Consider the following 12485-nt stretch of genomic DNA (forward strand, 5'->3'; position numbering starts at 1 on the left):
GCAAAAAGCGGCGCAGGCAGCTGTTTATGAATGGCGGTCAACGATCCAATCAACAATGGCTTGAACGATTTCCAACGCTTGATAAGAAAGAAGCGACACGGCTGTTCCAGAAAAAAACAATGTCACCAGCCAATGAACCCAATGCATCGCGCCATCCCTCCTCCCGCCGCCGGGCAACCGACAGCGTTATTGATGTGCATCTCATGGATGGTGGTGTCATTATATTCCATCTGGGTTAAAACAAGATGAAAACTCCCTAAAAAAGTACGGAGTAGCTTTTTTTTCGCTCCGTACATACATTGACAGTGAATCGCCTTGCCAATCGGCAGCGTCCCGACAGAGTCATTTCGCTGTTTTGAAAAAAGGGAGGGAAGCGCAATGAATGAATCGTTTCAACCACCAGCCAATGGGGGAGGCCATCACCCGTTCCATCATTTGCGGAAAATGATGAATCAATGGTTTGATGAACGGCCGCTGCAAAAACTGTTTGAAACGCTCGATGACTATTTCGCACAAACGTTTGTTGCCGCGTACATTCCGATCGAGGTGAAAGAGACGAAGCACGATTACCAAATCATTGTCCGGCTGCCTGACATCAAAAGGGAACAAATCAGCTTGCAATGGCAGGAAGATGGGCTGCAGCTGATCATCGACCATCATGAATGGATTGAATCGTCAGACAGCCATGGCCATGTATACGAACGCCGCCACGCACAGCGGCGGGTGGCGCGGCTGATTCCGTTTCCGTATCCAGTCGCTGAGCATGAGGTGAAAGCCTCGTTTCAAAATGGGACGCTCACCATCCAGCTGCCGCAAAAACGGAAATATATCGATATCGATTGAAGACGATCCAGCCTGTGTATGCGTTCAAAAACCATTTTGGCAACGGCCAGCGCCGCGCTTGGGCGTGAAACAAGCCGTTCCCTGCATGGGGAGCGGCTTGTTTCTTGTCCATCTTCTATTGTTTATGGAGTGAATTTCCGGAACGTTCGCCCTCTTCCGGCGTTCCTTTTTTGATCACCCATTCATTGGCGATTTCCTCACGGTTGTTCGTGTATTTGTTTTTCCGCTTCCAGTTGTCGTTGCAGTCTGTCACCGCTATCACCCCCTTATTGTTTGCCATTTGCTTGCCTTGCCGCGGCCAAAACGATGCATACATACTTTCTCGGCTGACAAGCTACGCTACTGATAGGAGGTGCAAAACGAATGGCGAAACTGCCTGATTTCAAACAATTGAACGACCGACTGATCAACGAGCCGTCGGATGAGCCGATGCTTGTCATCAAAACAAACCTCGACCCGGACCGCGTGACGGAAGAAAATCCGTACGTCCAAGGCCGCACAAACACAAGCAAAGAGTTTGTCTCTTTTTTTGAAGGGGGCGGACGATGATGGAACAAACACTCGCTTACTTGCGCGAAGTGCTGTCCAACTATTTGGATCACCACGGCGACACCCCAAAACGCATTTACAAAAAACTGATCAGCAAACCATACCGAGGCGAAGGGGAATTTGTCCGCGACTTGACGCAAGAAGAAAGCGCCTTTTTGGACCGCATTTTGCCCCATGAAATCCGCTATGCGATGGATGAGCGCGATTATAAGCGCGTGTATCAGCTCAATGAAGTGTATGAGTTGCTCATTTGACAACGTGAAAACCGCTCCCCGTGCAAACGGCGGAGCGGTTTCCCTTTTTCAAGCGCGCTTGACCGTCGCGCCATGACGCGGTTTCATTTTTTAAACGTACCGAGCAATCCTTTCAACACGCCATTCACTTGATTGACCGTATTGATCATTTGCCCCACGGTACTCATCATTTTGTTGATATCGTACGTTCCGTCGCTGTTTTTAAACTGGGCGAGAAACGACGGGCGCGGCGGCGGCAAAAGCGGTCCTGGCTTTGGATACGGCATCGGATACGAGGGAGGCGCGGCATGGCCGGACGGAAGATGAGGCCAGTGAACCGGCGCCGATGGGAAGGATGAAACCCCATAGTGAAAATAAGGACTATAATGGCCGCCTGAGCCGTATGGTCCATAAACCGGCGGCGAAACTGGGCGCGGATAACGGTGCATGTCTCCTCTCCCCCATGTTTGATAATCGATTCCCCCTAGGCTAAGGAGGCGAGCTGCCACTAGTATATGTGCAAACGCCTGACGACGTGTGCGGACATGTCACCTCTTGTCGGAAGTTTTAATTTTCCGAAATCATTCTTTCTTCCTATTTTCATGGTACGATGTAAAAAAGGGGGAAGGGGGAAAAGCATCAATGAACGTGACGGAGTTAAAGCATAAGTTTATGGCGGTCAAACATTGCGAACCGGCTGAGGCGAACGAACTGCTTGATTTTGCCCGCCGTCTGTATTTGCGCGGGGAAATTTCGCTCGCCGAGTACCGCGATCTCGTGCGTGAGCTCGAAAAAGCCGGCGCCTCTCAGCCGGATGAAGCAGGGGAATACGCTGGGCTGTAGGACGATGAGGGAGCTTTTCCCTTCTTTTTTTTGCCCCTGTTCCTCAAGACGCATAAAAAACGATGTTTCTTCCCACCCTAAAGAGGCAAGAGGAATTGTCGTACAAGGGGGGATTGGCGATGGGTCGAGGCGTCCACTTTAACCATAAATTGAAAGGCCATGACCATGAAAAGCCGAAACATGGAAAACCAGCGCCGCCCAAGCATACGGAGCGGGTCGAATACGAGATCAACACCGTCGCTACTGCAGAAGGCGGCCCTGTCTCGATCACAACAGGCAAAGACACATAAAACAAAAAAGGGGGCTGACCCAAAACGCACTCGCGTTTTGGATCAGCCCCCCTTTTTCCGTGCGGCCGCTTTCTCCTGCCCCGTCAAAGCCTCTCCTTGCCTGCTTCGCTCGTGTCGTCAAGCCGTTCCTTGACAAGCGCCAGCGTATAAGCGACGGCCTGGCTGTATTGCTTGATGCGGCGCTCAGGAACGGATGGATAAAATGCCTCAACGCACAGCTTCGCCATATGGTCGGCGGCGGCCTCAATTTGCCGCTCATGGACATATTTCGGCCGCGCATGGCGGACCCAGCGGGAAGCGGCGTCCTTCCACCGTTCGGCAACGGCCTGCACCTCTTCGGCCATCGGTTTCACGTCGCCAAAAAAATCCGGCTCCTCGTTCCGCTCGCGGGCGCGCCGGGCGATCAAAAGCAACTGTTCGTTGTATTGTTGCAGCCGCTTCGTCAACGCCTTAAGCTCTTTTTCCATGGCGCCTCCTCCTTTATCCATGCCGGCAAATCCGGTTTGCCCATGTGCCCTATGGCCCGGAGAACGGATGCGTTTTGCCGCGATGCGCTTCTGTTTGATGATACCATATCGGCCGGCTTACACGAAATACAATTTCGACGAAAGTGGAAGTGCAGCGCTCTGCTTCTCCTTCTCAAGCCGCTGTTCCACGCCGGCGATCTGCCCTTCAAGGCGCCCGAGCTGCGCTTGATTTTGCGCATAACGCTCTTCGATGACATCGGCGATCACTTTTTCCATTTTCGCATCGACCTGCTCGATGAGTGCAACAATTTCCTGCAGCTGCTTTTCGATCTCCTCTTTTTTCACGAGCCGTTTTTCCATTCCCTCTCCCCCATTTCTCGCATGATGATATTCCATTCGCGGCGGGAAGGACGACTCCTGCTGCGGCGACAAAAGTAGAACGAATTCGGCAAAGAAAGTGGCAAGCAGCCGCCATTCGACATTGACCTCCTTCGCTTGCCTTCAGTCGAAAGGAGGAAAAGAAAAAGAGCGCATATGACCGGAGCGTATGGTATAATAAAAACCATTCAAAGGAGATGAACGCGATGGCACTCAAATACCCGAGCGGAAAAGAGTATCGCGGAAACAAGCCGAACGCCGCGCGCCGGCCGGCGGCCGATTATGCCAATCGCGGCATGACGCTCGAAGACGACTTAAACGCGACGAATGAATATTACCGGGAACGCGGCATCGCTGTCATCCATAAAAAGCCGACCCCGGTGCAAATCGTGCGCGTCGACTATCCGAAACGGAGCGCCGCCGTCATTACCGAAGCCTACTTCCGGCAAGCGTCGACGACCGACTACAACGGTGTGTACCGCGGCAAGTACATCGACTTTGAGGCGAAAGAGACAAAAAACAAAACGGCGTTTCCGCTGAAAAATTTCCACGCTCATCAAATCCGCCATATGGAGCAAGTCGTCGCCCACGGCGGCATTTGTTTTGCGATTTTGCGTTTTTCTTTGCTCAATGAAACGTATTTGCTTGACGCCTCTCATTTGATCGCTTGGTGGAACAAACAGGAAGCCGGCGGACGAAAGTCGATTCCGAAACAAGAGATCGAACGGCATGGACATTCCATTCCGCTTGGCTACCAGCCGAGAATTGATTATATTAGTGTAGTAGACAACGTGTACTTCACCCGTTGAAGTGAAAACTTGTAAGAAAGGCAGGATTTGCTTATGTCTGGTGAATATCGTTCTCGCGTAGAACGAAAGCAGGCAGCGAAACAAACGAAACAGAAGAAAGCGAAAACGAAAAAAGGGATCGCGTGGCTGAAAACAGTCGCCATTGCGATATTGTTCATCATCGTGATCGCCGCTGTCGGCGGCGTGGCGGCGGTCGCCTACTTCGTCAAGGACGCTCCCCCGCTTGATGAGGCGAAAATTAAAGACCCGCTCTCTTCCATCGTGTGCGATATGAATGGGAAGAAAGTCGCCGAACTTGGCGGCTACAAGCGGACGTACATTTCGTATAAAGACGTGCCCAAAGTGCTTGAAGATGCCGTGCTGGCAACGGAAGACGCCCGCTTTTATGAACATCACGGCATCGATGTCGTCCGCTTGGCTGGCGCCGTCCTCGCCAACATCAAGGAAGGATTTGGTGCAGAAGGCGGCAGCACGATCACCCAGCAAGTCGTCAAAATGACGTTTTTGTCACCAGAAAAAACGTTGAAGCGAAAAGCGCAAGAGGCATGGCTCGCGCTGCAGCTTGAACAAAAATATTCGAAGCATGAAATTTTGGAAATGTATTTGAACAAAATTTATTATTCAGACGGCATTTATGGCGTCGCTCGCGCCGCCGAATATTATTTTGGCAAGACAGACTTGAAAAAGCTCACTCTTCCGGAAGCGGCCTTGCTCGCCGGCATGCCGCAAAGTCCAAACCGGTATAATCCGTATGACCATCCAGAGGCGGCGAAAAAACGGCGCGATACCGTATTGTCGCTCATGGCGAAACATGGCTTTATCAGCCTGGAAGAAGCGGAAAAAGCGAAACAAGTGCCGATCCAGTCGATGCTCGCTGAGCGGAAAAAACCGCAAAGCTCCGTGCCGTATGACGCCTTCATTGACGAAGTGATCAAAGAAGTGACCGACAAAGCGAACGTCAACGTCTTTGAAGATGGGCTGAAAATTTATACAACGCTCGACCAAGACGTTCAAACATACGTAGAAAAGCTATTAAACTCTGACAAATACTTTACCAATAAGAAGGATTTGCAATCCGGCATCGCCGTCGTCGACACAAAAACAGGCGCCATTCGCGCGTTAGGCGGCGGTCGCCACCGCGACCACGTCGAATTTGGCTTCAACTACGCCATCAAACCGGTCGGCCAGCCCGGTTCGACGATCAAACCGATTTTGGATTACGGTCCAGCGATCGAATATTTAAAATGGTCAACAGCGCACATTCTTGTTGACGAGCCGTACACGTATTCAAACGGCACGCCGATCCGCAACGCCGGCGGGGGATATATGGGGCCGATCACCTTGCGGACGGCACTGGCAAAATCACGCAACATCCCGGCGTTAAAAACGTTCCAAGCTGTCGGCAAAGAACGGGCGATGGAGTTTGCCAATCGTCTTGGGATGGGCTTTAGTGAAGTATATGAGCCATATGCGATCGGAGGAGTATCCAACTATGTGTCACCGTTGCAAATGGCCGGGGCCTACACCGCCTTTGGCAACAACGGGATTTACACAAAGCCGTATGCCGTGACGAAAATCGTCTTCCCAGACGGCACGGAAATGGATTTGCAGCCAAAGCCGAAACGGGTGATGCACGACTATACCGCTTATATGATCACCGATGTGCTGAAAACGGTCATCCGCTCCGGAACCGGCGTGTTGGCTAACGTCCCAGGGCTTGAGCTCGCGGGCAAAACAGGAACGACAAACTACGGCGAAGACGGCGCCAAATTTGGCCTCCAAAGAGACGATGTGCCGGACAGCTGGATTGTCGGCTATACGCCAAACTATACGGCGGCCATTTGGGTCGGCTTCAGCAAGCGAAGCAGCACGGCAAAGCTTAGTATAGAGGAACAAAAAATCCCGAAATACTTGTTGAAAAACTTAATGTCCCATATCGATGACGGCAGTGGGGAATTCAAGCAGCCGGACAGCGTCGTCAAGCTGCCGATCAAAAAAGGCACGAACCCGCCGAAGCTCGCCGGCAAATACACGCCGGAAAGCGAAATTACGTATGAATTGTTCGTGCGCGGCACTGAGCCGACGGAGACGGCGAACGACGTGCCGGAAGAACTGCCGGCGGTGAAAGGGTTGACCGCTGTGTACGACCAAGCGGCGAACGCCATCTCGGTTTCGTGGTCATACGATGAGCAAACCGATGAGATGATCTTCGAGGTGCGCGTCAAAGATGGCCAAGGTCAAACGAATACGATCACCACAAAAGACCGTTCGATCACGATTTCCAATCCGACGCCAGGATGGACGTACACAATCGCCGTGTACGCAAAAGACGGCGAACGAATGAGCAAACCGGCCATAGCCAGCGTTCATGTCCCCGGCGGAGAAGATCAAACTCCCGCGCCACAACAACCGGGGGATGACAGCCAAGGCAACGGCGGGCAAAACGGCGGCACCGATCAAGGCAACAGCGGGAATAACGGAAACGAAAATGGTCAGGGGAACAACAATGAACAAAACGGCGGCGCAAGCGGCGGACAAGAAAATGGCAACAGCGGCGGGGCCAACCCAAACAATGGCCAAACGAATGGAACAAACAACCAAGGAACAAACAACCAAGGAACAAACAACAGCGGCCAAACGAATGGTACGAACGGCGGCACCGGCTCAAACAGCGGAACGCCGCCTGTCTCCCCGCCGTTAAAAAACGGATCCGGAGCGGGTCTTGGCACCCGTCCATAACAGTTGCATTCCCAAAAAACGGATGGCTTTTGCGCCATCCGTTTTTTCATGACCGACCGGCATGCTGCTGGCCCTTCTTCACCAAGCCCTTTCACGGCTCCGTTCACTTCTGATTTGCCGCTTTTTCCTCCCGTTTTCGCATCCGTTTTTTTCCTTCACGGCATAAATGAAGAAGAGGACATGACGGACATTGCGGAGACTGCGCCTTGCAATGGTAGCGGCCGAAAAAAATCATTCGGTGGTGGGTGATCGACCATTCTTCTTTTGGGATGATTTTCATCAGCGTCTTTTCGACTTCCAAAACCGAGTCGTCCCAGCGGCAAAAGCCGAGCCGTTTGCTGACGCGCTCGACGTGTGTATCAACCGCAATGGCCGGCACGCCGAACGCAACGGACACAACGACGTTCGCCGTCTTCCGCCCGACGCCCGGCAGCTTCATCAACTCATCGCGGTCGCGCGGCACTTCGCCGTTGTACTTGTCAATCAACATCGCGCACAGCTTTTGAATGTTTCGCGCTTTGTTCCGATATAAGCCGATTGAGCGGATATCTTGCTCGAGCTCCTCAAGCGGCACCGCAATATAATCGTGCGGCGTCCGATATTTTTCAAACAGCCGTTTCGTCACCTTGTTGACGAGCGCATCGGTGCATTGCGCCGACAAAACAACCGCAATCAGCAGCTCAAACGGATTGCGGTGCACCAGCTCGCAATGCGCATCCGGAAACATTTTGGCCATCTCATCCAAACAGTAGCGGATTTGTTGCTTTGTCAGCACCTCGTCTCCTCCTTCTTGCCATATTGGCCCGAACAAAACGACGCCTTTTACCGGTTCGATTGGCCATTTTTGGACAAACAAAAACGAGAGACAGCGCCTCTCGTTACGAGTCGAGCCAATTGAAAAACGGGATCGTCTGTTTAAATTCTCCCGCCGTCTGTTTCGCCGAACGGGAGGACGGCTTGCGAAACTTTTTGCCGTAGTCGTGCGCCTGTTCAATCGTACGAATGCCGTTCTTTTTCCATTCAAACAAGATGCGATCGATGTAGCGGAAATTCAACTTCCCCGACAGCACCGCTTCGCGCAGCGCCGCTTTAATGATGGCCGGCTCATGGCCGTCTTGATCGATCCACATCGCAAGCGTTTCACACTCGAACGGGGAGAGCGGGCGGCCAAACTCCTGCTCAAAAACGGTGTATAAGCTCTCCTCTTCCTCCTGCCGGCCGAGTTCCCCCTGTTGAACCGCGTGGGTGTACAAATGATGCACTAGCTTCTCCCAAAGCGGTTCAAGCGTATATTTTTCGTTGCGAATGCCTTGTTCATCCGTATGCTCTTCAATCGCGATCATCCCTTTTTGCAAGAGCCGACGCACCATCTCCATGCATTCCGCTGCCGAGACCGTCATTCTTTCGGCCAGCTCGGCCGGCGTCGGAAACAAGACGCCTTCTTCGAAAAACGACTGCATATGCAAAAGCAAGACGAGCTCCCCCTCGCCCAACCCAAGCTGCTTGTAGTGGCCAAGCAGCAGCTTCGGGACGGCGATGCTTCCTTGCGCCAGCCATTCGGCCACCTTTTTCTTTTCCATGCCGATGCACCTCAACTATAGTATAACATGACGGCGGCGAAAAAACCCCCTTTTTGCAGGGGGTTTTTTACGGATAAAGCCGGTTGAGCAGCCGCGGGAACGGAATCGTCTCGCGCACATGTTCGACGCCGCAAATCCAAGCGACAGTGCGCTCCAAGCCGAGCCCGAACCCTGAATGCGGCACAGAACCGTATTTGCGCAAATCCAAATACCATTCATACGCTTCAAGCGGCAAATGGTGCTCTTCAAGGCGGCGCTTGAGCAGCTCATAATCGTGAATCCGTTCCGAGCCGCCAATGATTTCCCCGTATCCTTCCGGCGCAATCAAATCGGCGCATAGCACAACGTCGGGGCGGTTCGGGTCCGGCTGCATATAAAACGGCTTCAAAGAGGTCGGATAGTGGGTGATGAACACCGGTTTGTCAAAACTTTCGGCGATGGCCGTCTCATGCGGCGCACCGAAGTCATCGCCCCACTCGATGTCGGTCAATCCTTTTTCATGAAGCAGCTTGATCGCCTCATCATACGTTAGGCGCGGAAACGGCGGTTTGACCAGCTCAAGCTTCGACACGTCGCGCCCGAGCCGCCCGAGTTCAAGCCGGCAGCGCTCGAGCACCGACTGCACAAGGTAGGAGACGTACTCTTCTTGCAGCCGCAAATTGTCTTCAAACTCATAAAACGCCATTTCCGGCTCCACCATCCAAAACTCGATCAAATGGCGGCGTGTTTTCGATTTTTCGGCGCGGAACGTCGGGCCGAATGAGAACACTTTGCCGAGCGCCATCGCCGCCGCTTCCATGTAGAGCTGGCCGCTTTGCGACAAATAGGCATCCTCATCAAAATATTTCGTATGAAACAGTTCGGTCGTTCCTTCCGGTGCGCTGCCAGTCAAAATCGGGGCGTCGACTTTCACAAACCCGCGGTCGTTGAAAAACTCATACGTCGCCCGGATGATTTCGTTGCGAATTTTCATGATCGCGTGCTGGCGCCGCGACCGAAGCCAAAGGTGGCGATGGTCCATCAAAAATTCGACGCCATGCTCTTTCGGCGTAATCGGATAGTCAACTGCTTCTTGAATGACTTGCAAATCGGCAACCGACAGCTCATAGCCAAATGGGGAGCGCTCGTCGATGCGCACCGTGCCCGTCACATAGAGCGACGTTTCTTGCGTCAATGTTTTTGCGCGTTGAAACACCTCTTCCGAGACGTTCGCCTTTTCGACGACGCCTTGAATAAAGCCAGTGCCGTCTCGCAGCTGCAAAAAGACGATTTTCCCGCTTGAGCGCTTGTTCGCCAGCCAAGCGCCGATCGTCACTTGTTGTCCTGCGTATTGATTCACTTCCGCAATCGTCGTCGTTTTCACGCACTGATTCCCTCCAATAATCGACACGTCCATCATTCGCTATTATACCGTTCCGTCGGCGTCACGGCAACGACCAGCCAAAGCAGCGCAAAACGATGCTGCCCCCACCAATCGCCCTTCGGCGCAGCCGCCCGGAGCCAGCCGACAGACCGCGACGCGGAAAAAGCGGCTTTGCGCCAAACAAAGCCGCCCTTTTCTTTCCACTCTGACACCTTGGCGCAAAGCGCCTTAGGCCCGCGCCTCCATAAACCGGCGGATGCGTTCGATCGCTGTCTCGAGCGCCTCAAGCGAGGTCGCGTACGACAAGCGGACGTAATCCGGCGCCCCAAACCCAGAACCAGGCACAAGCGCGACTTTCGCTTCCTCCAACAAGACGGCGACGAACTCGTCGACCGTGCGGCATCCGGCCATATCCGCCGCCTTTCGGGCGTTCGGGAACAAATAAAACGCTCCTTGCGGTTTGATGCAGGTGAAGCCTGGAATTTGCACAAGCTTGTCATAAATGATGTTGAGCCGTTCTTCAAACGCTTGGCGCATTTGTTCGACCGGCTCCTGCGGCCCGCTGTAAGCGGCAATGGCCGCATATTGAGCGATCGATGTCGGATTCGATGTGCTATGGCTTGCTAAATCGGTCATCGCTTGAATGATGTCTTTCGGTCCAGCCGCGTAGCCGATGCGCCACCCTGTCATCGAGTGCGATTTCGATACGCCGTTGATGATGATCGTCTGCTCCTTCAGCTCCGGCGACAGTTCGGCGATCGACACATGTTTCGCCCCGCCGTAAATCAATTTTTCATAAATTTCGTCCGAAACGATCAACACGCCATGCGCCAAGCATACTTCCCCGAGCGCTTTCAGCTCCTCGGCCGTATAAATCATGCCGGTCGGATTGCTCGGGGAGTTGATAATAACCGCCTTCGTCTTCGGGGTAATCGCCTGTTTCAGCTGATCCGGCGTCATTTTAAAGTCGTTTTCTTCCAGCCCTTCAACGTAAACCGGAACGCCGCCAGCCAGCTTCACTTGTTCCGGGTAGCTCACCCAATACGGCGTCGGAATGATGACCTCATCGCCTTCATCAAGCAGCACTTGAAAGAGCGTATAAAGCGCATGCTTCGCCCCGACACAGACGATGATTTCCGCCGGCTCGTACGAAAGCCCTTGATCGCGGGCAAACTTTTTGATGATTTCCTCTTTCAGCGCCGGCAGCCCGCCTGATGGCGTATATTTCGTATGCCCTTCATTCATCGCCTTGATGGCCGCCGCGATAATGTGCTGGGGCGTGTTGAAATCCGGTTCGCCGGCCCCAAGGCCGATCACGTCGTATCCGGCCGCTTTCAGTTCCTTTGCTTTCGCCGTAATGGCCAATGTCGCCGATGGCGTCAGCGACGCCACCCGTTTTGCCAGTTTCATCGCTTCTTCCCCCTCACGTCCTCACTGTTGAAAACTGTACCTCTTCAGGAAGGCCCCATCCGCAAAGTGAAGGTAATAAAACGAATACCTTCCTTCCGCATCAATATATGTCAACTCCCAAAGAGGCACGCCTTTTTCCATGCCAAGCGTCGCGTCGATGATGCGCCGCGGTCGGCGGTCGCGTTGCAAAATGGCGCGCGCTTCCGCCTCGCTGATGCCGCTGCCCACGCCCTTGACGACGACATTCTCCTCTTTTTCAGGCACCCAAACGACGACCGCTTTCCCTTGTTTTGTTCTTCCGATGAATACGGTGCACGCTTCGTCGCCATAATATGTATAGACTTTCTTCACATCAGCAAGCCCGGCGGCTTCCTTCGCCCGCGCCAACGCATGTTCCACCATCAGCCGTTTGGGCGCCATCGCCTCGTCATAAATCGACCATGCCTGCCAAATGAGGAATCCAAAAAAAAGCAGAGTGAACCAACCCCACTTTTTCATCGTGATCACGTCCGATAAATCGTAAAGATGGCCTGGCGCTTGTCGTTTTCATCCAAGGCAAGGCCAAACATCAAATTGTCGCGCTTTAGCGTTCGGTTCAAGCAGTCGACAATTTTGTACAAGTCGTCGGAGTGCTGAACTTTGACGGTAGCGAGCACTTCGATTTTGCTTTCCATTTTCGTCGTTTCCTCCTGTGCGGCGCAAATTTTGTTACTTATACACGCCGGCGGCTCCGGCAACAATACAAATACAGCGAAGGTGACAAAAGGCGTGCTTCTTCGCACCTCTGCGGCCAAGCCGACAAAGCCAAACGGCAAGGCGCAAACTGTCATCGCAGTTGTGCTTCTTCCCTATTATAGCAGGTTTGTCCGATCATTTCATAACAAATTTGCCCGCCTACACCGTCAACGCCAATTTGTTTCTTTCCCCCCGCTTCATGCGGGGTTTTTTGCCGCCTGACACCTTTAGATTGCGCCGTTTCGT

General features: G+C 53.1%; 19 protein-coding genes. 7 read left to right on the top strand and 12 right to left on the bottom strand.

The window, feature by feature from the left end; translation table 11 throughout:
• Window positions 1-24: 24 nt before the first annotated feature.
• Window positions 25-147, bottom strand: coding sequence for a hypothetical protein (locus GYMC52_RS20190; RefSeq protein WP_013524106.1), 123 nt, complete (start codon window positions 145-147; stop codon window positions 25-27).
• Between the two features lie 231 nt (window positions 148-378).
• On the opposite strand from GYMC52_RS20190, the gene GYMC52_RS10855 reads away from it, so the two are divergent.
• Window positions 379-843 carry an Hsp20/alpha crystallin family protein gene (locus GYMC52_RS10855; RefSeq protein ID WP_013524107.1) on the top strand — a complete coding sequence of 155 codons (465 nt, stop codon included), beginning with the start codon at window positions 379-381 and terminating at the stop codon, window positions 841-843.
• A gap of 115 nt (window positions 844-958) precedes the next feature.
• On the opposite strand, the gene GYMC52_RS19670 is transcribed toward GYMC52_RS10855, so the two are convergent.
• Window positions 959-1096 (bottom strand): hypothetical protein, encoded by a 138-nt coding sequence (locus tag GYMC52_RS19670; RefSeq protein ID WP_013524108.1) that lies wholly within the window; start codon window positions 1094-1096, stop codon window positions 959-961.
• 110 nt (window positions 1097-1206) lie between these two features.
• Here GYMC52_RS19670 and GYMC52_RS10865 point away from each other — a divergent pair, with 110 nt between their 5' ends.
• Together GYMC52_RS10865 and GYMC52_RS10870 are read left to right on the top strand one after the other, a co-directional pair.
• On the top strand, window positions 1207-1392 hold the full coding sequence (locus tag GYMC52_RS10865; protein WP_011231645.1) for a hypothetical protein: 186 nt from the start codon (window positions 1207-1209) through the stop codon (window positions 1390-1392).
• Window positions 1392-1646 (top strand): sigma-G-dependent sporulation-specific acid-soluble spore protein CsgA, encoded by a 255-nt coding sequence (locus GYMC52_RS10870; RefSeq protein WP_013524109.1) that lies wholly within the window; start codon window positions 1392-1394, stop codon window positions 1644-1646. Before GYMC52_RS10865 ends, GYMC52_RS10870 begins: the two co-directional genes overlap by 1 nt.
• Before the next feature lie 83 nt (window positions 1647-1729).
• Here GYMC52_RS10870 and GYMC52_RS10875 read toward each other — a convergent pair whose 3' ends face one another.
• The gene (locus tag GYMC52_RS10875) at window positions 1730-2074 is read right to left on the bottom strand and encodes a YppG family protein (RefSeq protein ID WP_013144931.1); all 345 of its coding nucleotides are present in this window, start codon (window positions 2072-2074) and stop codon (window positions 1730-1732) included.
• Window positions 2075-2267: 193 nt separating this feature from the next.
• Between GYMC52_RS10875 and GYMC52_RS10880 the strand changes: the two genes are divergently transcribed.
• Both GYMC52_RS10880 and GYMC52_RS19780 read left to right on the top strand, forming a co-directional pair.
• The gene (locus GYMC52_RS10880) at window positions 2268-2468 is read left to right on the top strand and encodes a YppF family protein (protein WP_011231648.1); all 201 of its coding nucleotides are present in this window, start codon (window positions 2268-2270) and stop codon (window positions 2466-2468) included.
• Window positions 2469-2587: 119 nt separating this feature from the next.
• Entirely contained in the window at window positions 2588-2758 is a 171-nt protein-coding gene (locus GYMC52_RS19780; protein ID WP_013144930.1) for a hypothetical protein, read from the top strand.
• Window positions 2759-2841: 83 nt separating this feature from the next.
• Here the strand turns inward: GYMC52_RS19780 and GYMC52_RS10885 are convergent, their stop codons facing one another.
• Complete coding sequence (locus GYMC52_RS10885; protein ID WP_013144929.1) at window positions 2842-3225, bottom strand: YppE family protein; 384 nt, start codon at window positions 3223-3225, stop codon at window positions 2842-2844.
• Between the two features lie 117 nt (window positions 3226-3342).
• The gene (locus GYMC52_RS10890) at window positions 3343-3585 is read right to left on the bottom strand and encodes a hypothetical protein (RefSeq protein ID WP_013144928.1); all 243 of its coding nucleotides are present in this window, start codon (window positions 3583-3585) and stop codon (window positions 3343-3345) included.
• Between the two features lie 224 nt (window positions 3586-3809).
• On the opposite strand from GYMC52_RS10890, the gene recU reads away from it, so the two are divergent.
• Together recU and GYMC52_RS10900 are read left to right on the top strand one after the other, a co-directional pair.
• On the top strand, window positions 3810-4412 hold the full coding sequence (gene recU, locus GYMC52_RS10895) for a Holliday junction resolvase RecU (protein ID WP_011231652.1): 603 nt from the start codon (window positions 3810-3812) through the stop codon (window positions 4410-4412).
• Between the two features lie 33 nt (window positions 4413-4445).
• Window positions 4446-7151, top strand: a complete 2706-nt coding sequence (locus tag GYMC52_RS10900) for a PBP1A family penicillin-binding protein (protein ID WP_013524110.1) — start codon at window positions 4446-4448, stop codon at window positions 7149-7151.
• A 103-nt stretch (window positions 7152-7254) separates the two neighbouring features.
• Here the strand turns inward: GYMC52_RS10900 and nth are convergent, their stop codons facing one another.
• The 7 genes from nth to GYMC52_RS18190 all read right to left on the bottom strand — a co-directional run bounded on the left by nth (window position 7255) and on the right by GYMC52_RS18190 (window position 12178).
• A complete protein-coding gene (nth, locus tag GYMC52_RS10905; RefSeq protein ID WP_011231654.1) occupies window positions 7255-7926 on the bottom strand; it encodes an endonuclease III in 672 nt (223 codons plus the stop codon).
• Between the two features lie 103 nt (window positions 7927-8029).
• On the bottom strand, window positions 8030-8731 hold the full coding sequence (locus GYMC52_RS10910) for a DnaD domain-containing protein (RefSeq protein ID WP_013524112.1): 702 nt from the start codon (window positions 8729-8731) through the stop codon (window positions 8030-8032).
• Between the two features lie 67 nt (window positions 8732-8798).
• Complete coding sequence (gene asnS, locus GYMC52_RS10915) at window positions 8799-10094, bottom strand: asparagine--tRNA ligase (protein WP_013524113.1); 1296 nt, start codon at window positions 10092-10094, stop codon at window positions 8799-8801.
• A gap of 32 nt (window positions 10095-10126) precedes the next feature.
• Window positions 10127-10306, bottom strand: coding sequence for a hypothetical protein (locus GYMC52_RS19610; protein WP_041469244.1), 180 nt, complete (start codon window positions 10304-10306; stop codon window positions 10127-10129).
• Window positions 10307-10322: 16 nt separating this feature from the next.
• The gene (locus GYMC52_RS10925) at window positions 10323-11504 is read right to left on the bottom strand and encodes a pyridoxal phosphate-dependent aminotransferase (RefSeq protein ID WP_013524114.1); all 1182 of its coding nucleotides are present in this window, start codon (window positions 11502-11504) and stop codon (window positions 10323-10325) included.
• A 21-nt stretch (window positions 11505-11525) separates the two neighbouring features.
• Window positions 11526-12002: a DUF5590 domain-containing protein gene (locus GYMC52_RS10930; RefSeq protein WP_013524115.1), complete on the bottom strand. Its 477-nt coding sequence runs from the start codon at window positions 12000-12002 to the stop codon at window positions 11526-11528.
• Between the two features lie 5 nt (window positions 12003-12007).
• A complete protein-coding gene (locus GYMC52_RS18190; RefSeq protein WP_011231659.1) occupies window positions 12008-12178 on the bottom strand; it encodes a YpmA family protein in 171 nt (56 codons plus the stop codon).
• Window positions 12179-12485: the final 307 nt, after the last annotated feature.

Source organism: Geobacillus sp. Y412MC52, assembly GCF_000174795.2.
Classification (GTDB): Bacteria; Bacillota; Bacilli; order Bacillales; family Anoxybacillaceae; genus Geobacillus; species Geobacillus thermoleovorans.

Excerpts from the sequence above, each read along its gene's own strand:
- GYMC52_RS20190 (WP_013524106.1), bottom strand. The coding sequence starts at position 147 with ATGCATTGGGTTCATTGGCTGGTGACATTGTTTTTTTCTGGAACAGCC.
- GYMC52_RS10855 (WP_013524107.1), top strand. The coding sequence starts at position 379 with ATGAATGAATCGTTTCAACCACCAGCCAATGGGGGAGGCCATCACCCG.
- GYMC52_RS10865 (WP_011231645.1), top strand. The coding sequence starts at position 1,207 with ATGGCGAAACTGCCTGATTTCAAACAATTGAACGACCGACTGATCAAC.
- GYMC52_RS10870 (WP_013524109.1), top strand. The coding sequence starts at position 1,392 with ATGGAACAAACACTCGCTTACTTGCGCGAAGTGCTGTCCAACTATTTG.
- GYMC52_RS10875 (WP_013144931.1), bottom strand. The coding sequence starts at position 2,074 with ATGCACCGTTATCCGCGCCCAGTTTCGCCGCCGGTTTATGGACCATAC.
- GYMC52_RS10880 (WP_011231648.1), top strand. The coding sequence starts at position 2,268 with ATGAACGTGACGGAGTTAAAGCATAAGTTTATGGCGGTCAAACATTGC.
- GYMC52_RS19780 (WP_013144930.1), top strand. The coding sequence starts at position 2,588 with ATGGGTCGAGGCGTCCACTTTAACCATAAATTGAAAGGCCATGACCAT.
- GYMC52_RS10885 (WP_013144929.1), bottom strand. The coding sequence starts at position 3,225 with ATGGAAAAAGAGCTTAAGGCGTTGACGAAGCGGCTGCAACAATACAAC.
- GYMC52_RS10890 (WP_013144928.1), bottom strand. The coding sequence starts at position 3,585 with ATGGAAAAACGGCTCGTGAAAAAAGAGGAGATCGAAAAGCAGCTGCAG.
- recU (WP_011231652.1), top strand. The coding sequence starts at position 3,810 with ATGGCACTCAAATACCCGAGCGGAAAAGAGTATCGCGGAAACAAGCCG.
- GYMC52_RS10900 (WP_013524110.1), top strand. The coding sequence starts at position 4,446 with ATGTCTGGTGAATATCGTTCTCGCGTAGAACGAAAGCAGGCAGCGAAA.
- GYMC52_RS10910 (WP_013524112.1), bottom strand. The coding sequence starts at position 8,731 with ATGGAAAAGAAAAAGGTGGCCGAATGGCTGGCGCAAGGAAGCATCGCC.
- GYMC52_RS10925 (WP_013524114.1), bottom strand. The coding sequence starts at position 11,504 with ATGAAACTGGCAAAACGGGTGGCGTCGCTGACGCCATCGGCGACATTG.
- GYMC52_RS10930 (WP_013524115.1), bottom strand. The coding sequence starts at position 12,002 with ATGAAAAAGTGGGGTTGGTTCACTCTGCTTTTTTTTGGATTCCTCATT.
- GYMC52_RS18190 (WP_011231659.1), bottom strand. The coding sequence starts at position 12,178 with ATGGAAAGCAAAATCGAAGTGCTCGCTACCGTCAAAGTTCAGCACTCC.